Origin of the sequence: Nocardioides oleivorans, assembly GCF_004137255.1 — a bacterium.
Classification (GTDB): Bacteria; Actinomycetota; Actinomycetes; order Propionibacteriales; family Nocardioidaceae; genus Nocardioides; species Nocardioides oleivorans.
The window spans coordinates 585,600-603,719 of sequence record NZ_SDWT01000002.1 but is presented as its reverse complement, the minus strand read 5'-3'; the positions used below and the strand labels follow the sequence as shown (position 1 = coordinate 603,719).

The following is an 18,120-nucleotide window of genomic DNA, read 5'->3' as shown; positions in this document are numbered from 1 at the left end:
GTCCGGTCAGGCGTTCTTGATCGCGGAGATGTCGAGCTCGAGCTTGATCTTCTCGGAGACGAGGACGCCGCCGGTCTCGAGCGCGGCGTTCCAGGAGAGGTCCCAGTCCTTGCGGTTGATCGTGGTCGCGCCCTCGAAGCCGACGCGGGTGTTGCCGAACGGGTCGACGGCGGTGCCGGTCTCCTCGAAGGGGATGACGACCGAGTGGGTGACGCCCTTGATGGTGAGGTCGCCGGTGACGTTCCACTCGGTGCCGTCGCGCTCGACGGAGGTCGAGACGAAGGTGATGGCCGGGTGGTTCTCCACGTCGAAGAAGTCGCCGGAGACGAGGTGGCCGTCGCGGTCCGCCGTGCCGGTCGAGATGCTGGCCGGGCGGATGTCGATCGTCACGGTCGAGGCGGCCGGGTTCTCGGCGTCGACGTGGGCGGTGCCGTCGAAGTCGGCGAACTGGCCGCGGACGGTGGTGACCATCGCGTGGCGGGCCGAGAAGCCGAGGCGGCTGTGGCTGGCGTCGATGGTGTAGTCGCCGGTGAGGGCGTCACGGTCGAGGACGGCGACCGGGGCAGCCGGGGTCTCGGCAGCGGTCTCGGCGGCGGTCTCGGGGGTGGCAACGTGCTTGGGCTTGCGGCGGAAGAACGACATGGTGGGTGCTCCTGAAGTGGTTGACGATTAAATCAATGAACGACACCGGTCACGGGTTCATTCCCGCCTCGCTGTGACCTGGCCCACGCGCCGTGCGGGGCACTGGGCGAGACTGGGGCCATGAGCCTCGTCCTCGTCACCGGTGCGTCCACCGGCCTCGGCCTCGCCACCGTCGACGCGCTGGCCGCCGCCGGCCACGACGTCGTCCTCCACGCCCGCAGCGAGGACCGCCTCGAGGACGCCTCGGTCCTCGACCGCGTCACCGCGACGGCGTACGCCGACCTCGCGGACGTCGCCGCGACGGTCGACCTGGCGCAGCGGCTCGACCAGCTCGGTCCGTTCGACGCGGTGATCCACAACGCCGGCACGATGGACCGCGCCCTGGCCGTCCCGGTGAACGTCGTGGCGCCCTACGTCCTGACCGCCGCGATGCGACCGGTCGGCCGCTCGATCGTGCTGAGCAGCGGGATGCACCTCGGCGGCGGGACCGACCTCGCCCACGGCGGCGACTACTCCGACAGCAAGCTCTGGGTCACCGCGCTCTTCCTGGCGCTGGCCGAGCGGCGGCCGGGCACGTCGTTCCACGCGGTCGACCCGGGCTGGGTCCCGACCCGGATGGGCGGTCGCGGCGCACCGGACGACCTCGTGGAGGGCCACCGGACCCAGGTCTGGCTCGCCACCGCGGCCGAGTCGGAGATCGACCCGCGGGCCGGCGGCTACTGGCACCACCACAGCCCGCGTGACCCGCACCGCAGCGCGGTCGACCCTGCCTTCCAGGACCGGGTGATCAGCCACCTCGAGGACGTGACGAGCCTCCGGCTGGAGTGATCCTCAGCCGAGCTCGCGGTCGAGGTTGATGACCGCACTGATCATGCTCAGGTGGGTGAAGGCCTGGGGGAAGTTGCCGAGCTGCTCGCCGTTGAGCCCGACCTGCTCGGCGTACTGCCCGAGGTGGTTGGCGTAGGTGAACATCTTCTCCATCGCCAGGCGCGCGTCCTGGAGCCGGCCCACACGGGTCAGCGCCTCGACGTACCAGAACGAGCACAGCGAGAACGTGCCCTCGCCCTGTCCGCCGGACGACTCGACGCCGTCGGAGAAGCGCTCGGCGTCGTAGCGGAAGACCAGGCTGTCGGTGACCAGCCGCTCCTCCACCAGCGCCAGCGTCGAGAGGAAGCGCGGGTCGTTGGGCGCGATGAACTTCACCATCGGCATCAGCAGCACGCCCGCGTCGAGGGTGTCGGAGCCGATGTGGCTGACGAACGCGCCGAGGTCCTCGTCCCAGCACTCCTCCATGACCTGCGTGTAGATCTCGTCGCGCACGCGGGCGAGCTCGGTCAGGTCGCCGGGGAGGCCGCGACGCCGAGCGACGCGCATCATCCGCTCGACGGCGACCCACGACATCAGTCGCGACGTGGTGTGGGCGCGCGGCTCGCCGCGCACCTCCCACATCCCGGCGTCGTCGCGGTCCCAGTTGTCCATCAGCCAGTCGGCGATCCGCTGGAGGTCCAGCCAGGCGTCGTGGCTGATCCCGGCGCTGTACTTGTCGTAGAGGTAGACCGAGTCGATGAGCTCGCCGTAGACGTCGAGCTGGAGCTGGTCGACGGCGGCGTTGCCGACCCGGACCGGCCGGGAGTCGCGGTAGCCCGCGAGGTGGTCCAGCTCGCGCTCGTGCGGGACCTCGCCGTCGAGGTCGTACATCACCCGGAGCGGACCGAGGTCGCCCTCGTCGACCCCGGAGGAGTCACCCATCCGCTCGGAGAGCCAGCGGACGAACGCCGCGGCCTCCTCGGTGAAGCCGAGCCGGAGCAGGGCGTAGACGCTGAACGCGGCGTCGCGGATCCAGACGAAGCGGTAGTCCCAGTTGCGGCTGCCGCCGATCTCCTCGGGCAGGCTCGTGGTGGGGGCGGCGACGATGCCGCCGCTCGGCTCGTGGCACAGCAGCTTGAGCGTGAGCGCGGACCGGTTGACCCGCTCGCGCCACCGGCCGGTGTAGGTGCAGGTCGCCAGCCACTGGCGCCAGAACGTGGCGGTGCTCTCGTAGAGGTCGTCGACGTCGCTCTCGCTGCTGCCCTGCGCCTCGTCGTCCGGGCCGAGGACCTCGAGGACGAAGAGCGCGGCCTCGCCCGGCTCGAGGTCGATGCTCGCGACCGCGTCGGCGTCCTCGACGGCCACGTCGACGGTGCTCGAGAGCACCAGCGCGACGTCGCCGTCCTCGAAGCGCACGCCGTCGGCCTCCTGCCACAGCGTCGGCGTGAGCGAGCCGTAGTCCGGGCGCGGCGAGAGCCGCATCGTCATCGCGACCGAGCCGCGGACGGTGACGACGCGGCGGACCAGCCGCTGCCGGTGGTCGGGGTCGTTGGCGCGGCGCACCGGCATGAAGTCGTGCACCTCGGCCACGCCCTGCTCGGTCATGAAGCGGGTGACCAGGATGTTGGTCTCGGGCACGTAGTACTGCTGGCTGCGTGCGTCCGCGTCGTCGGGTGCGACCCGCCACGAACCGGCGTCCGGGTCGAGCAGCGACCCGAAGACGCTCGCCTTGTCGAAGCGTCCGGGACAGAACCAGTCGATGGTCCCGTCGGTGGCGACGAGCGCGGCCGTGCGGAGGTCGCCGATCAGCCCGTGGTCGGCGATCGGGGTCGTGCGGCTCATCCCAGTCGCCATCCGCCGGGTGCGAGGTCGAGGGCCGCCTGCGGTCCCCAGGACCCGGGCTCGTACGGCTGCGGCGCGGGCCGGTCGTCGAGGACCGGCTGGCACACCGCCCACAGCCGCTCGGTCTCGTCGGACCGGGCGAACAGCGTGTGGTCGCCGCGGAGCACGTCGAGGATCAGGCGCTCGTAGGCCTCGAGCGGCTCCTCGTCGGGCAGCTCGTCGGCGAAGTCGAGGTGCATCGTCGCCGCGGCCAGCTCGATGTCGGGGCCCGGCTTCTTGCCGAACAGGTCTACCGCGACCTTCGGCTCGTCGGTGAGCTCGAGGACCAGCTCGTCGCCGGCCGGGTGGCCGAAGGTGCTCGACTCCGGCTGGCGGAAGCGCAGGGTGACGGTGCGCCGGGTCTCGGCCATCGCCTTCCCGGTGCGCAGCAGGAACGGCACGTCGCGCCACCTGTCGTTGTCGACGTAGGCCGTCAGCGCGACGAAGGTCTCCACGTCGGAGTCCTCGTCGACGTCGTCCTCGTCGCGGTAGCCGTCGTACTGCCCGAGCACGACGTCGGCCGGGTCGAGCGGGCGCAGGGCGTCGAAGGCGTCCTTGCGGGCCTGCCGGACCGCGCTCGCCGTCCACTCGCCCGGGTCCTCGAGCGCGACCACGCCGAGGATCTGGAAGAGGTGCGTGGAGACCATGTCGCGCAGGCAGCCCGTCGACTCGTAGAACGAGCCGCGGCCCTCCATCTGCAGGGTCTCCGGCACGTCGACCTGCACCTGCGCGATGCTGCGCCGGTCCCACGCAGGCTCGAAGAGCGCGTTGGCGAAGCGCAGGGCGAGGATGTTCTGCACGGCCTCCTTGCCCAGGAAGTGGTCGATCCGGAAGACCTGGTCCTCGTCGACTGCGTCGTGGATCGCCTTGTCGAGCTCCTGGAACGACTCGAGGTCGAGGCCGAACGGCTTCTCGATCACCAGCCGGGCGCGATCGGTCAGCCCCTCGCGGTCGAGCATGCCGACCATCCCGGACATGGCGGTCGGCGGCACGGACAGGTAGACGAGACGGCGTACGTCGCCCGACCCGTCCTCGCCCAGGCCCTGCTCCGCCTCACGCACCGCCGCGGCCAGGTCGGCGCCGTCGTCGGAGTCGGAGGTCTGGAACGAGACCCTGCCGAGCAGGTCGCTCACCAGGTCCTCGTCGAGGTCGTCGACGGTGTCGCGCAGTCCCTCGGCGAGCTGCTCGCGGAACTCGTCGTCGGTGCCGGGGGAGTGGCGCCCGCTGCCGATGACCGCGTAGTCCCCGGGGAGCCGGCCGGCCGCGGCCAGCCGGTAGAGCCCCGGGAACAGCTTGCGGGCGGCGAGGTCGCCGGTCGCCCCGAAGACGATGAGGACGTGGGGCGCGAGGTCGTCGCCGGTCGGCTCGCTCACGATGCGGGCGCCTCGCCCAGCGTCTCGGCGTCGATGACCGCGCGGTAGCGGACGTCCCCGTCGACGACCTTGTCGTAGTAGTCGTCGACCTGGTCGGCCGAGATCACCTCGACGGTGGCGGTGATGCCGTGCTCGGCGCAGAAGTCGAGCATCTCCTGGGTCTGCGGCAGGCCGCCCACCATGGAGCCCTCGACGCCGCGGCGCATGGTCAGGAGCGAGAACGCACCGACCTCCAGCGACTCGCTCGGAGCACCGAGGTTGACCATCCGGCCTCCGCGGTCGAGCAGGCCGAGGAAGGAGTCGAGCGGCACGGCGGCGCCGACGGTGTTGACGAGCAGGTCGAAGCTGCCCGCGAGGTCATCGAAGACCGACTCGTCCTCGGTCGCGTGGTAGCTCGTCGCGCCGAACGCGAGACCGTCGTCCTTCTTGGCGTCGGTCCGGCTGAGCACGGACACCTCGGCGCCCATGGCAGCCGCGATCTTGACCGCGACGTGGCCGAGCCCGCCCATGCCGATCACGCCGACGCGGCTGCCCTCACCGACGCCGTGCCGCTTGAGCGGGGCGTAGGTGGTGATGCCGGCGCACAGCAGCGGCGTGGTGCCCGCGAGGTCGACGCCGTCGGGGATCTTCAGCACGAAGTGGTCGCGCACGACGACCTGGCGGCTGTAGCCGCCGTGGGTGATCTCGTCGTCGTAGCCCTTGCTGCTGTAGGTCTGGACGACGCCCTTCTCGCAGAACTGCTCCTCGCCGTCCTTGCAGGCCTCGCACTCGAGGCAGGAGTCGACGAAGCAGCCGACGCCGACGACGTCGCCGACCTGGTGGTCGGTCACCGCGGAGCCGACCTCGGAGACGGTGCCGATGATCTCGTGGCCGGGAGTCATCGGGAAGACGCCCTGGCCCCACTCGTCGCGGGCCTGGTGGATGTCGGAGTGGCAGATGCCGGCCCAGCGGATGTCGATGCGTACGTCGTCGTCGCGGAGGTCGCGCCGCTCGATCGTGGTCTCCTCGAAGCCGGCGGATGCCTTCGGCGTGGAGAGGGCGGAGATCGTGGTGGTCATGGAGGTCCTTCCATCGTTGATCGTTGGACTTGTTCGACGCTAGCGATCACCCGAAGGGGTCATCTCGTCGACGCTGCGGGTCGTGACCGAGACGACGTCCCACTGGAGCGCCCGGGTCGGGCGCGCGGTGCGGCAGGTGAGCAGGGCCTCGGCGCGGCGGCCGCTGGCGATCACGACGCGCACGGCCGGAGGCAGCGGGTCGGTGCCGAGCACCTCGACGGTCCACCGTCCTGCGTCGAAGGTGCCGTCCTGCGTCACCAGGCGCGGAGCGGCCGACGTCACCGGAGCCGGACCCCACCGGTCGAGCACGACACCGAGGGCGACCTGCTCGGCCGGGTGCCGGCCCGCGACCCCGCGCAGCCAGCGGGTCTGGACGTGCCCGGCCAGGTGCGCCTCGAGGGTGCTCACGGCGGCGTCCGCCGGCATCCCGCCGTAGCAGGCGAGGTCGGGGAGGAGCAGCACGTTGGGGGCGAACCGGTCGCCGCCGAGGTGGCTGCACTCCCACGTCGCGTCGGGCCAGCGACGTGCGAGCGCCTCGGCGACCGGGCGTCCCTTGATCGCGCAGCACGCGTCGTGCACGCCGTGGGTGCACACGAGCAGGAGCGGGTCGGCGTACGGCTCGCCGCGGTCGTCGCCGAGGCTGGCGAGGAGGTCGTCGGGGCGCTCCCACCGGCCGGAGTGCACCGCACCCGCGCGGGAGCGGAACCAGCGTCGGGGGCCGGTCATCGAGTCGGCGGCACCCGCGCGGCCGTGGCGGCGCACGAAGAGGATCCGCAGCTCGGGATGCCCGAGCTCGCGGAGCAGGGGCGTGGGCAGGTCGGCTCCGAAGGGTGCTGTCACCGGCCACGGGCCGGGGTGCTCGACGAGCAGCCAGTCGTGCTGCGGGGGAGCGGTGCCCAGGGGCGGGTCGTGCCGCTCCGCCGCGTCGTCGGAGCAGCGGAAGGTCATCCGCGCACGACCAGACCCGCCTCGATCATCCGGCGGGCAGCGTCGTGCCCGAGGTCTGCCACGGTCACCGGCTCGACGGCCAGGAGGCGGCGTACGACGTCGGGTGTGACGTCGTCGACCGCGACGGTCGCGACGCGGGAGGTGATCGTCGTGTCCACCAGGGTGGCGTCGACGTGGTCACGGAGCCGCAGGACGGTCCCGTCCGCCAGGGAGGCGGCGAGGGCGTGCTGGGCCAGGGGACCGACCGGCGCGGCACGCTGCGTCCCACGCCGCCGCGCGCGCATCCGCGCGGCGACCTCGGCAGGGTCGAGGCTGTCGAGCACGTCACGCAGCAGCTTGGCGACCACCTCGGCGTCGATGTCGTCGGCGCCGAGGTCGGTCCCCAGCGGCAGCGAGCCGCGCGCCTCCTCGTCCTCGGCGAGCCGGCGGAGGGCGAGGCCGGTGAGCTCCTCGGCGACGGCGTGACGGGTCCAGCTGTGCACGCCGAGCGTGAGGTGGATGGTGACCCCGCCGAGGGCGGTCGCGGAGTGGAGGTAGCCGCGGGGCAGGTAGAGCGCGTCGCCCGGCTCGAGGACGGTCTCGATCACCGGTTCCTGCTCCGCTGCGAGGCGTACGTCGTCGCGGCGGTCGGTCCACGGCTGGTCGCGCAGCGGTGCGGGCAGCACGGGTGCGCGGATCGACCACTTCTTGCGCCCGGCGACCTGCAGCACGAAGACGTCGTGCACGTCGTAGTGGTCGTCGAAGCCCTGGTTCTGCGGAGGCGTGACGTAGGCGTTGGCCTGCACCGGGTGGCCGAGGTCGGCGGCCAGCTGCTGGCAGAACGCGATGATCGGCGGCCAGACCCGGTGGAGTGCCTGGAGCACGATCGTGGAGCCGCCCGCGAAGAGCGCCGTGAGCTTGTCGTCGCTGACCTGGTCGGCGATCCCGGCGCCGACGCCGGCCGGTGCCGTGAAGGCGTTGGTGGGCAGGGTCGAGCCGGCCCTGGCGACCCGGAGGAACGGGGTGCGCAGGCCGCGCTCGCCGAGCAGCTCGTCGACCGCGTCGCCGGTGAGCAGGTCGTCGAAGCCGTCCGGGTCCGCCTTCGTGCGGAGCAGCGGACCACGCGCCCAGGTGGATGCGGCGAAGTCGTCGGGGTCCCCGACGAGGCGGGAGAGCGCCGGACGACCGCCGACGGCAGGCCCGGGAGTCCCGGGCCTGCCGTCATCGGCCTGATGGGGCATCGGGCTCAGCTGTCGGCTCCGCCGTCAGCTCCGCCGTCCTGCACGCCCGGGGTGCCCTCGGCCCCGCCGTCGGCGGGACCCTCGGCGCCACCGTCAGCTCCGCCGTCCTGCACGCCCGGGGTGCCCTCGGCCCCGCCGTCGGCGGGACCCTCGGCGCCACCATCGGCACCGCCGTCCTGCACGCCCGGGGTTCCCTCGGCTCCGCCGTCGGCGGGACCCTCGTTCTCGGACTGACTCATGTCGTCCTCCCTTGCACGTCTGGGCCACGAAGGCCCGGTGGAGCGGCGCCGGACGACGCCGTCACCTCGTGTATATCCACGCCCGGGGCGGCTGCCCACACCCGGAGGGACGAGCGACGCCCGGGTCGGTCAGCCGTGGGCGCGACGCGTCAGTGCCCGGAGGGTCTCCTGCAGCTGGACGAACTCGACGGGGTCGAGCCCGAGGAGGTCCTTCATGTCGCAGTGGAGGCGGTCGGCGTGCTGGCGCAGCTCCTCGCCCCTGGGGGCGAGCGACACCACGACCTCGCGCTCGTCGGCGTGGTTGCGTCGCCGCTCGACGAGGGTGCGTGCCTCCATCCGCTTCAGCAGGGGGGTGAGGGTGCCGTGGTCGAGCTGGAGGGCGTCCGCGATGTCGCGCACCGTGCGGCCGTCGCGCTCCCACAGCGCGATCAGGACGAGGTACTGCGGATAGGTCAGCCCCAGCTCGACGAGCACCGGACGGTACGCAGCGGTGACTGCGCGGGACGCGGCGTAGAGGTCGAAGCAGAGCTGGTCCGACAGCGGCGGCGCCTGGATGGAGGCCATGACACCACATTCTGCCTCATGGGATATAACTTGTGCCCAAGAGATTGGTGCACATGTCATCGCCTCCCGAGGGCCGGGGGTCGACGTGGCACGACGACCGGCCGACGCAGTCGCGCGGCTCGGGGCCCGAGACAACGCAGGACCGGATCACCGACGGGCTCGTGGCCCTGTCACGAAAGAGCGGATGAACGTGCGCATCACCCTGATCAACCACGACGAGGTCGTCGTCCTCGGCGTCGCGACGATGCTCGCGCGGCACGCCCGCGACATCGAGGTCCACGACCCGCGCAAGCGTCCGCAGGACCTCGTCGACCTCGCGCTGCACGACCCGAGCGGCACCGTGGGAGCCGGCGCCAGGGTCCTCCAGCGGCTGGTCGCCGATCCCCGTCTCGGCCGAGTCGTCGCCTACACGAACGACTTCGACCCCGCGACGGCGGAGACCCACTTCCGGAGCGGGTACGCCGGCTACCTCAGCACGGCGCTCTCCCACGACGAGCTCATCGAGAGCCTGCGCGCCATCCACGCCGGCCAACGCGTGCTGGCACCCGGCTCGGACGCCGCGCCGGCGGACGGCGAGGTCTGGCCGGGGCAGGCCGCCGGCCTGACGGCGCGCGAGGCCGACGTGCTCTCCCTCATCGCGGCCGGCATGAGCAACAAGGAGATCGCCCGTCAGCTCGGGGTGACCATCAACTCCGTGAAGTCCTACATCCGCGGCGCCTACCGGGTCATCGACGTCGACAGCCGCACGAAGGCCGTGCTGTGGGGCATCACGCACGGCCTCCGGGCACCGGTCGTCACGCACACCGAGTCCGCCGAGCCCGCCGAGTAGGACGGCTACGACGAGCGGGCCCGCGCGAGGGCGCCGTCAGCTGTCGCGCCAGGCCCCACGGGTGTGCTGGGGTGCGTAGGGCGCGTCGGACGGCTTGAGCCCGAGCTCGTGGGCCGCGCGCAGCGGCCAGGACGGCTCGCGGATGGCGGCACGCCCCAGCATGATCGCGTCGGCAGCACCGGCGTCGAGGATCTCCTGCGCCTGCCGGGGGTCGTCGACCAGCCCGACCGCGGACACCGCGACGCCGGCCTGCTGGCGTACGGCGGCGGCGAACGGCACCTGGTAGCCGGGCCCGACCGTGATCTCCTGCTGCGGCACCGCGCCGCCCGAGGAGACGTCGACCAGGTCGGCGCCGTGGTCGCGCAGGATCGCGGCCAGGAGCACGGTCTGGTCGAGGTCCCAGCCGCCGTCTGCCCAGTCCGTGGCCGACAGCCGCACGAACAACGGCTTATCGTCCGGCCAGACCGCGCGGACCGCGGCGACCGTCTCGACGACCAGCCTGGTCCGGTTCTCGAACGACCCGCCGTAGCGGTCGGTGCGCCGGTTGACCAGCGGTGAGACGAACTGGTGCAGGAGGTAGCCGTGGGCGCCGTGGAGGTCGATCACGTCGAACCCGGCGCGGTCGGCCCGGACCGCGGCGTCGGCGAACGCCGCGGGGATCGCGGCGACCTCGTCCGTCGTGAGCGAGCGCGGGGTGGCCAGCCCGTCGAACGCCAGGGCCGACGGGGCGACCGTCTCCCACCCGCCGTCCTCGATCGGGACCGAGCCACGAGCCACCGGTGCCTCGTCCTCGCCACTGCCCGGAGCCGTGAACGGTGCGTGCGTGCCGGCCTTGCGGCCGGCGTGCGCGAGCTGGATGCCGGCGAGTGCGCCCTGCGCGTGCACGAAGTCGACGATGCGCGTCCAGGCCGCGGCCTGCTCGTCGTTCCAGATGCCGACGTCCTGCGGACTGATGCGGCCCTCCGGCACCACGGCAGCGGCCTCGGTGATGACGAGGCCGAAGCCGCCGACCGCGTGCCGACCGAGGTTCACGAGGTGCCAGTCGGTCGGCACCCCGTCGCGGTCGAACGCGGAGTACTGGCACATCGGCGAGAGCCAGACCCGGTTGCGGGCCGTGCGTCCGCGCAGGGTCAGGGGGTCCAGGAGAGACGTCATGCCGGGGACAACCGGTCCGGCGCCGTGGGGATTCCGGGGTCGCGGGCCCAGGCGCGGGACGGGCGGGGGAACAGTCGACCGTGAAGGTCGGTTGGGGGAACCGTGAGTGCCCCCGAGATCACCCGAGCCAGCGTCGGCCTGCGCAGCGAGCGCGGCCCCGTCCTGCTCGCGGTGATGCTCAGCATCGGGCTGGTGGCCATCGACGCGACGATCCTGGCGACCGCGGTCCCGGCCGTCGTCGACGACCTCGGTGGCTTCACGTCGTTCCCGTGGCTGTTCTCGATCTACCTGTTGGCGCAGGCCGTCTCGGTGCCGATCTACGGCAAGCTGGCCGACCTCTACGGCCGCAAGCCCGTGATGCTCGTCGGCATCGGCCTCTTCGTCGTCGGCTCCCTGCTGTGCGGCGTCGCGTGGAGCATGCCGGCGCTCATCGTCTTCCGGCTCGTGCAGGGCCTCGGTGCGGGCGCGGTGCAGCCGATGGGAATGACGATCGTCGGCGACGTCTACTCGCTGGCCGAGCGCGCGAAGGTGCAGGGCTACATCGCCAGCGTGTGGGCGACGGCCTCGGTGGTCGGGCCGACGCTGGGCGGGATCTTCGCCGACTACCTGTCCTGGCGCTGGATCTTCTTCGTCAACCTCCCGCTCGGTCTCGCGGCCGGCTGGGTGCTGTGGCGCCGCTTCGAGGAGAAGGTCGAGCCGCGCAAGCACACGATCGACTACCTCGGCGCGGTCCTGCTCGCGGCCGGCGGCTCGCTCCTGCTGCTCGGGCTGCTCGAGGGCGGCGTGCGCTGGGGCTGGGGCTCGGTCGCGGGCGTCGGGATCCTGGTCGCCGCCGCGGTGCTGGTCGTCGCGTTCGTGGTGGTGGAGTCACGCACCGCCGAGCCGGTGCTGCCGCTGTGGATCTTCCGGCGCCGCGTGCTCAACGCCGCGAACTCGGGGTCGTTCGTGGTCGGCGTGGTGATGCTCGGCCTGACGTCGTACGTCCCCCTCTATGCCCAGTCCGTGCTCGGCCACGGCGCCCTCGTGGCCGGCCTCACGCTGGCGTCGATGACCATCGGGTGGCCGATCGCGGCGTCGACGAGTGGCCGGTTCTACCTGACGATCGGCTTCCGCAAGACGGTGCTGATGGGTGCGGCGTTCGTGGTCGCCGGTGGGCTGCTGCTGCTCCGCGTGAGCGCCGACAGCGCCCTGTGGGAGCTCGCCCTGCCGTGCTTCGTGATGGGCATCGGCTTCGGGTACGTCGCCAGCCCGGGCGTGGTCGTCGCCCAGTCCAGCGTGGGCTGGGAGCACCGCGGTGTCGCCACGGGGACCAACATGTTCGCCCGCTCGATGGGCAGCGCCGTCGGCGTCGCGGTGTTCGGCGCGATCGTCAACAGCCGCGTGGCCGGTGGCGGGGCGGCCGGGGCGGTCGACGTCGAGCACCTGGCGGCCGGTGTGCTGGCGCCGGCGATCCACGCCGTCTTCGTCTGCTCCGCGGTCGTCGCGTCCGTGCTCGTGCTGTCCGGCCTGCTGATGCCGCGCGACGCCGGGCAGCAACCCGCTCCCTGACCTGACGACCCGCTTTGCCATGCTTGCGCACCGACCACGGTGGACGACGAGCAGGGGAGCGGGGCAGTGAGCGAGATCGCCGGCGAGCTGGCGCGCGTCAAGGGCGCGTTCGCCCAGCCGACGCTGACGCTCCTCCACCAGCGCCAGGCGCCCGTGGTCATCACCATCTTCCGCACCGCCTTCGGCCGCTCCAACACCCCCATCCCGACCGCCCGGCTGCACACGCAGGTCGAGGAGCACGTCGAGCAGATGCGACGGTCGGGGGAGCAGGACGTGCCCGTGGGCAGCGGGCGCGAGATCTGCCAGCGGTGGATGCGCGGGCAGTGGCTCGTGCGCTCGCTCGACGAGCAGGGCAACGAGGTCTACGCGCTCACCTCGCACGCGCAGCAGGCGCTGGAGCTGGTGAAGAACCTGGCCCGCGACCGCGCCACACTCAGCGAGCACCGGGTCGCGACCATCCTGAGCACCGTGCGCCGCTTCAACTCCGAGGCCAACCCCGACCGGACCGCACGGGTGACCATCCTCAACGAGGAGATCGCCCGGCTGCAGGGGGAGCGCGACCGGCTCGTCGACGGCGGCGACCTCGAGGGCGCGACCGAGGACTACATGCTCGAGGGGTTCACCGAGCTCCTCTCGCTGATCTCCGCGTTGCCGAGCGACTTCGCCCGCGTCGAGGAGCGGTTCGCCACCATCCGCGCCGAGATCCTCGCGGCCTTCCGGGCCGAGGACCGCCCCGCCGGCGAGGTGATCGACGCCTACCTCTCCCGCGCCGACGCCCTGATGACGGCCACGCACGAGGGCCGGGCGTTCGAGGGTGCCTTCGCCCTGCTGCGCGACGACGCCCTGGTCACGCGCCTGCGGGAGGACCTCACCGACCTCCTCGAGCACCCGCTCTCCGACCGGATCCTCAGCGACGCCGACCGTGCCGAGCTGCGCGGGACCGTGCGACTGGTGCGCGACGGCCTCGACCGCGTGCTGGCCCAGCGCTCGCGGGTGACCGCGACCCTGAAGGAGTACATCGTCTCCCACGACGCCGCCCGCGACCGCGAGCTCGAGCAGGTGCTGCGCCAGGTCGAGTCGGAGCTGATGTCGTGGATGGCGAGCACCGGACCGCGTGCGACCCACGACGTCGCGCTCCTGCCGCCGCGGGCCGGCGTCGAGCACCTCCGCGAGCGGTTCCACGACCCGGCCGACGACGTGCTGCCGGACCGGATCGTCGCGGCCGACCCCGACCTCGCGCCCCAGGTCTCGCTCGCCGAGCTCGTGGCCCAGGGCGGACCGAGGCTGACCACGCTGCGCGAGCGCCTCGACGCCGCGCTGGCCTCGTTGCTCCCGGCCGAGTCGCTCGGAGCGCTGTTCGACGGGCTCGAGCCGTCGCTGCGCAGGCCGGTCGAGATCTTCGGGCTGCTCCACCTCGCCGCCGAGCGCGCGTGGGAGGCGGAGGAGACCACCGAGGCCTTCGACGCCGTCCGCCCCGACGGCAGCAGGCGGTCCTTCGCGGTCCCGCGCACCGCGCTGCCCGACCCCGACCTCGCACCTCGTCCAGACACGGAGACCCGCACATGAGCATCGACGCCCACCCCGAGGTCGAGCCCGAGGTCGAGCCCGAGGTCGAGCTCGAGCCCGACGCCGAGGCCGACGCCGAGATCGTGGACGACGAGCTCCTCGACGAGGGCTCGGTGTCGCTGTTCGAGGGCGACGAGGGCGGACTCGAGTACGGCCAGCGCCGCGCCCTGGTCACGCTGCTCAAGCAGCGCTTCATCAGCGCCCGCACCCACCCGCGCGACTGGGCGGTGCTCGTCGAGCACGAGCGCCTCGTCCGCTCGCGGCTCAACGACCTCTTCCTCGACCTCCAGGTCGACCGCGAGCGCGAGGTCGCGTGGAAGAGACAGGCGAGCGCGGAGACCGGCGGCCGCTTCCCGACGATCCTCTACGACGCGGCGTGGTCGCGCGAGGAGACGCTGGTGCTGGTGCACCTGCGCGACCGGCTGCGCGCCGGGCTCGCCGGCGGGGACGCACGCGTCTACATCGACCGCGAGGACGTCGTGGCCTACGTCGCCAGCTTCCGCCCGTCGCACGCCACCGACGTCGCGGGTGACGAGAAGCGGGCGCGCAACGCCGTGGCCAGCGTGGTGAAGTCCGGCCTCCTCATCCCGACCGGGTCCGAGGAGCGCCTCGAGATCAGCGAGGCCGTCGAGCCGCTCATCCCGATGGAGCTGCTCCAGGAGCTCCTCGAGGCGCTGCTCGCGGCCAACAGCAGCGGAGCCGTGCCCGAGCCGGACGACAGCGACCTCTTCGACCACGAGACCGACGAGGCGGGGGAGGACTGAGCATGTCCATCGACGAGATCGAGCAGACGCCGGCCGACGGCCTCTTCGAGCGGAGCGACGTCGCCACCCCGGCGGACGACACCATGCAGTGGCGCGCGGCCCTGCTGCAGCTGGTCAACTGGGGCGGCTTCGGCGGCCTCACCGTCGTACCCCTCCGCGGCGACGCGACGATGATCTCCGGCGCCTCCGGCGTCGGCAAGAGCACCATCCTCGACGCCTACACGGCGCTGATGATGCCGTCCGACACGAAGTTCAACGGCGCCTCCAACGACGCCGTCGCGGGCCGCGCGCGCGGCGCCGGCCAGCGCAACCTGCTGTCGTACCTCCGGGGTGCGGTCGACGTCGTCGACGACCCCCGCACGGGCCGCCCGGTCGAGAAGCTGCTGCGCGGCAGGGGCGCCGACACGTGGGGCGCGATCGCAATGACGTACGTCAACGACCAGGGCGGCCGGTTCACGGCGGTCCGCACCTACTACGTCCCCCGGCGCGCGACCCGGTCGAGCGACGTGCAGATGCAGCTCGCGACGCAGGACGGCGCGCTGGCGCTCGACACGCTCGAGGTCGCCGTGCCCGAGCGGTTCCACGCCAACACGCTCAAGAAGCTCTTCCCCGGCATCCGGGTGCACCGGACCTACGCCGAGTACGCCGCCGTCCTGCACGCGCGCCTCGGCATCGGCGCGAACGGCGACGGCGCGAAGGCACTGCGGCTGCTCGCCCGCATCCAGGCCGGCAACCAGGTGCGCAGCGTGGACGAGCTCTACAAGGACATGGTGCTCGAGCGGCCCTCGACGTTCGCCGCGGCCGACCGGGCGATCGAGCACTTCGACGACCTCGACACCGCCCACTCCGCGATGCGCACCGAGGAGCAGAAGCTCGAGCTGCTCGCCCCGATCGCCGACCTCCACGAGCGCCGGACCGCGGCCACGCAGCGCCTCGCCGAGCTCGACTCCTACGGCGTGACCGTCGACGGGGACACCCCGCTGCGGATGTGGCTGCTGCGCACCCACCTGGGGCTGATCGAGGCGGCCGTGGCCGACAACCGCGCCGACCGCGCCGCGACCGTCGACGAGCTCGGTACGACGACCGCCGCCGAGCGCACGCAGCTGGCCGACCTCGAGGCGGCCCGCGAGTCGCACCGCGCGGCAGGCGGGTCCACCCTCCAGTCGCTCGCGCTGTCCCTCGAGCAGGAGCAGGTCGTCCGCGAGGACCGCCTCGCCCGGCGGGGCGTCCTGCAGGAGCGGCTGCTGCCGCTCATCGACGCCAGCGACACCGAGGCACCCGACGTCGACGGGGCACTGCAGTCGGGCGAGTCGTTCGCGATGCTCCAGCTGCACGCGCAGCAGTGGCTGTCCGGCTGGCAGCGCGAGCAGGAGCGGATCCGGCGCGAGCGCGACGACGTGCTGCGCGGCCAGTTCCCGCTCAGCGAGCGCCAGTCCACGCTCCGCCGCGAGCGGGCGTCGCTGGAGGGCCGCGCCGGTCGGATGCCGGCGCGGATGCACGAGCTGCGGGCCGAGGTCGCCGAGGCCAGCGGGATCAGTCCCGCGGACCTGCCGTTCGTCGCCGAGCTGCTCGACGTCGCGCCGGACGAGGGACGCTGGCGCACCGCGATCGAGACCGTCCTGGGTGCGAGCGCCCGGATGATGCTCGTCCCGCTCGACCGGCTCGACGACTTCTCCTCGGCGATCGACGGGCTGCGGCTGCGCGGCCGGCTCGTCTTCGAGGGCGTCGAGCTGGACCTGCCCGACCTCGGTCCCGGCGACCCCGAGCGGGTCGCTGGCAAGCTCGTCTTCCAGGACTCGCCGTTCGCCGGCTGGGTGCAGGCCCACGTGGCGGATCCCTCGCGCGACGCGCTCTGCGTCGAGTCCGCGGACGACCTGTCCGGTGCCGCCCGCGGACCGGGGCTGCGGGTCACCCTCGCCGGCCAGACCCGCAGCGGCCGCCGTGGCGCGCACGGCCGCAACGACACCCGCAGCATCATCGGCTTCTCCAACACCGACGCGATCGCGGAGGTCGACGCCGAGCTCGCCGAGCTCGACCGACGGCTCGACGAGGTCGGCGCCCAGGTCGGCGAGCTCGACCGGCAGACCCGGGTCCTGGAGCGGCAGCGGTCGTCGTACGACGCCGTGGTGACCGCGCGCTTCGACGACTTCGACGTCGACGGCACCGACCGGCGCATCGCCGAGCTCGAGCGCCGGCGCACAGAGATCCTCGACTCCGACGACGGGCTGCAGGCGCTGGAGGTGCAGATCTCCGACCTGACCGCGCGGCTGGAGGAGACCCGGCGCTCGCGGTACGCCGTCGAGCAGCGGCAGCGCGCGCTCAATGCCGCCCACGCCGAGCTCGTCGACGCCGAGGACGACGTCAACGACCGCCTGCGGGCGATGGAGGAGGCGGGCCGGGTCGTCCTCGACGAGGCGCAGGACGCCGCCCTGCGGGAGGACTTCGCCGCCGCAGCGGCGCCGGCCGACCCGAACGACCTCGAGCGCTTCGCCGAGACCTCGCAGCGGCTCGCGGTGCGGCTGCGCACCGCCGTCACCGACGCGGAGTCCGAGGTCGAGCGGGTCGACGACGACCTCGCCCAGGTCTTCCGGCTCTACAAGCTCCAGTGGGACTCGCCGAACCTCGGCGCGACCGCGGACTCCTACCCCGACTACGCCCGCATCCTCGACGACATCCGCGGGGAGGGGCTCGCCGCCCGTCGGGCCGAGTGGCGCCGGAGGCTCACCGAGTGGAGCGGGCAGGACCTCGTGCCGCTCGTCGGCGCGATGGCCGCGTCCATCGAGGAGATCGAGGACCGGCTCGAGCCGATCAACGCGATCCTGCGGCGACTGGAGTTCGGCGCTTCCGGCGACCGGCTGCGCATCCGCCTGCGCCGCCTCGCCCCGGCGCACGTCCAGGCCTTCATGAAGGACCTCCGCGCGTTGTCGTCCGGCGCCGCCCCCGAGCTGGGGGAGGAGGCGCTGGAGAAGCGGTTCGCCGAGCTCAGCCGCTTCATGCAGCAGCTCCGCAGGCCCAGCCAGGTCGGTGACGCAGTGGCCTCGCTGACCGACCGCGACCGCCTCCTCGACGTGCGCCGGCACGTCGAGATCAGTGCCGAGCGCTACGACCACACCACCGGCGAGCTGCGCGCGACCTACCGGACGCTGGGGGAGAAGAGCGGTGGCGAGAGCCAGGAGCTGGTCGCCTTCATCGTCGGCTCCGCCCTCCGGTTCCGCCTCGGCGACGAGATGCGCTCGCGGCCGCGGTTCGCGCCGGTGTTCCTCGACGAGGGCTTCGTGAAGGCGGACTCCGAGTTCGCCGGTCGTGCCGTGCAGGCGTGGCGCGGGCTCGGCTTCCAGCTCATCGTCGGCGTCCCCCTCGACAAGGTCACCGGCCTCGAGCCGCACATGGACGAGCTGCTCGCGATCACCAAGAACTCCACGACCCACCAGTCGTGGATCACCCCGATCACCGACGCCCCGGCGGTGGACGTACGTCCATGAGGTGCGTCACACGTCGGGGCCCGTCACGGCCGCGAAACATCGCC

At 72.7% G+C, this 18,120-nt stretch carries 15 protein-coding genes; 6 read left to right on the top strand and 9 right to left on the bottom strand.

The features are described 5' to 3' along the window. Positions 1 to 6: 6 nt before the first annotated feature. The gene (locus EUA93_RS18475) at positions 7 to 642 is read right to left on the bottom strand and encodes a YceI family protein (protein WP_129401745.1); all 636 of its coding nucleotides are present in this window, start codon (positions 640 to 642) and stop codon (positions 7 to 9) included. A gap of 120 nt (positions 643 to 762) precedes the next feature. On the opposite strand from EUA93_RS18475, the gene EUA93_RS18470 reads away from it, so the two are divergent. Further along, positions 763 to 1,470 (top strand): SDR family NAD(P)-dependent oxidoreductase, encoded by a 708-nt coding sequence (locus EUA93_RS18470; RefSeq protein ID WP_129401744.1) that lies wholly within the window; start codon positions 763 to 765, stop codon positions 1,468 to 1,470. A gap of 3 nt (positions 1,471 to 1,473) precedes the next feature. Here the strand turns inward: EUA93_RS18470 and EUA93_RS18465 are convergent, their stop codons facing one another. The 7 genes from EUA93_RS18465 to EUA93_RS18435 all read right to left on the bottom strand — a co-directional run bounded on the left by EUA93_RS18465 (position 1,474) and on the right by EUA93_RS18435 (position 8,732). Continuing rightward, the gene (locus tag EUA93_RS18465) at positions 1,474 to 3,291 is read right to left on the bottom strand and encodes a glycoside hydrolase family 15 protein (RefSeq protein WP_207208835.1); all 1,818 of its coding nucleotides are present in this window, start codon (positions 3,289 to 3,291) and stop codon (positions 1,474 to 1,476) included. Further along, the gene (zwf, locus tag EUA93_RS18460) at positions 3,288 to 4,703 is read right to left on the bottom strand and encodes a glucose-6-phosphate dehydrogenase (RefSeq protein ID WP_207208834.1); all 1,416 of its coding nucleotides are present in this window, start codon (positions 4,701 to 4,703) and stop codon (positions 3,288 to 3,290) included. Before zwf ends, EUA93_RS18465 begins: the two co-directional genes overlap by 4 nt. Next, positions 4,700 to 5,761 (bottom strand): NAD(P)-dependent alcohol dehydrogenase, encoded by a 1,062-nt coding sequence (locus EUA93_RS18455; protein WP_129401742.1) that lies wholly within the window; start codon positions 5,759 to 5,761, stop codon positions 4,700 to 4,702. Before EUA93_RS18455 ends, zwf begins: the two co-directional genes overlap by 4 nt. Positions 5,762 to 5,800: 39 nt before the next feature. Then, complete coding sequence (locus EUA93_RS18450) at positions 5,801 to 6,709, bottom strand: sucrase ferredoxin (protein ID WP_129401741.1); 909 nt, start codon at positions 6,707 to 6,709, stop codon at positions 5,801 to 5,803. Beyond that, a complete protein-coding gene (locus tag EUA93_RS18445; RefSeq protein ID WP_129401740.1) occupies positions 6,706 to 7,929 on the bottom strand; it encodes a cupin domain-containing protein in 1,224 nt (407 codons plus the stop codon). The genes EUA93_RS18450 and EUA93_RS18445 overlap by 4 nt, the downstream gene beginning before the upstream one ends. A 5-nt stretch (positions 7,930 to 7,934) precedes the next feature. Beyond that, entirely contained in the window at positions 7,935 to 8,168 is a 234-nt protein-coding gene (locus EUA93_RS18440; protein WP_090970269.1) for a BatC protein, read from the bottom strand. A gap of 129 nt (positions 8,169 to 8,297) precedes the next feature. Next, positions 8,298 to 8,732, bottom strand: a complete 435-nt coding sequence (locus EUA93_RS18435) for a MarR family winged helix-turn-helix transcriptional regulator (protein WP_129401739.1) — start codon at positions 8,730 to 8,732, stop codon at positions 8,298 to 8,300. 184 nt (positions 8,733 to 8,916) lie between these two features. On the opposite strand from EUA93_RS18435, the gene EUA93_RS18430 reads away from it, so the two are divergent. Next, a complete protein-coding gene (locus tag EUA93_RS18430; RefSeq protein WP_165355220.1) occupies positions 8,917 to 9,561 on the top strand; it encodes a LuxR C-terminal-related transcriptional regulator in 645 nt (214 codons plus the stop codon). A 36-nt stretch (positions 9,562 to 9,597) separates the two neighbouring features. Here EUA93_RS18430 and EUA93_RS18425 read toward each other — a convergent pair whose 3' ends face one another. Continuing rightward, the gene (locus tag EUA93_RS18425) at positions 9,598 to 10,716 is read right to left on the bottom strand and encodes an NADH:flavin oxidoreductase/NADH oxidase (RefSeq protein ID WP_129401737.1); all 1,119 of its coding nucleotides are present in this window, start codon (positions 10,714 to 10,716) and stop codon (positions 9,598 to 9,600) included. Positions 10,717 to 10,818: 102 nt separating this feature from the next. Here EUA93_RS18425 and EUA93_RS18420 point away from each other — a divergent pair, with 102 nt between their 5' ends. From EUA93_RS18420 to EUA93_RS18405, 4 genes are all read left to right on the top strand, one after another. Further along, positions 10,819 to 12,264, top strand: a complete 1,446-nt coding sequence (locus tag EUA93_RS18420) for an MDR family MFS transporter (protein ID WP_242497502.1) — start codon at positions 10,819 to 10,821, stop codon at positions 12,262 to 12,264. 66 nt (positions 12,265 to 12,330) lie between these two features. Next, on the top strand, positions 12,331 to 13,830 hold the full coding sequence (locus EUA93_RS18415) for a DUF3375 domain-containing protein (protein WP_129401736.1): 1,500 nt from the start codon (positions 12,331 to 12,333) through the stop codon (positions 13,828 to 13,830). Then, entirely contained in the window at positions 13,827 to 14,594 is a 768-nt protein-coding gene (locus EUA93_RS18410; RefSeq protein WP_129401735.1) for a DUF4194 domain-containing protein, read from the top strand. Before EUA93_RS18415 ends, EUA93_RS18410 begins: the two co-directional genes overlap by 4 nt. 2 nt (positions 14,595 to 14,596) lie before the next feature. Beyond that, complete coding sequence (locus tag EUA93_RS18405; RefSeq protein WP_129401734.1) at positions 14,597 to 18,076, top strand: ATP-binding protein; 3,480 nt, start codon at positions 14,597 to 14,599, stop codon at positions 18,074 to 18,076. The last annotated feature ends 44 nt before the right edge of the window (positions 18,077 to 18,120 follow it).

Coding starts and splice junctions, on each gene's coding strand:
- EUA93_RS18465 (WP_207208835.1), bottom strand. CDS start 3,291: ATGAGCCGCACGACCCCGATCGCCGACCACGGGCTGATCGGCGACCTC.
- EUA93_RS18470 (WP_129401744.1), top strand. CDS start 763: ATGAGCCTCGTCCTCGTCACCGGTGCGTCCACCGGCCTCGGCCTCGCC.
- EUA93_RS18450 (WP_129401741.1), bottom strand. CDS start 6,709: ATGACCTTCCGCTGCTCCGACGACGCGGCGGAGCGGCACGACCCGCCC.
- EUA93_RS18475 (WP_129401745.1), bottom strand. CDS start 642: ATGTCGTTCTTCCGCCGCAAGCCCAAGCACGTTGCCACCCCCGAGACC.
- EUA93_RS18455 (WP_129401742.1), bottom strand. CDS start 5,761: ATGACCACCACGATCTCCGCCCTCTCCACGCCGAAGGCATCCGCCGGC.
- EUA93_RS18445 (WP_129401740.1), bottom strand. CDS start 7,929: ATGCCCCATCAGGCCGATGACGGCAGGCCCGGGACTCCCGGGCCTGCC.
- EUA93_RS18405 (WP_129401734.1), top strand. CDS start 14,597: ATGTCCATCGACGAGATCGAGCAGACGCCGGCCGACGGCCTCTTCGAG.
- EUA93_RS18440 (WP_090970269.1), bottom strand. CDS start 8,168: ATGAGTCAGTCCGAGAACGAGGGTCCCGCCGACGGCGGAGCCGAGGGA.
- EUA93_RS18425 (WP_129401737.1), bottom strand. CDS start 10,716: ATGACGTCTCTCCTGGACCCCCTGACCCTGCGCGGACGCACGGCCCGC.
- EUA93_RS18410 (WP_129401735.1), top strand. CDS start 13,827: ATGAGCATCGACGCCCACCCCGAGGTCGAGCCCGAGGTCGAGCCCGAG.
- EUA93_RS18435 (WP_129401739.1), bottom strand. CDS start 8,732: ATGGCCTCCATCCAGGCGCCGCCGCTGTCGGACCAGCTCTGCTTCGAC.
- EUA93_RS18430 (WP_165355220.1), top strand. CDS start 8,917: ATGAACGTGCGCATCACCCTGATCAACCACGACGAGGTCGTCGTCCTC.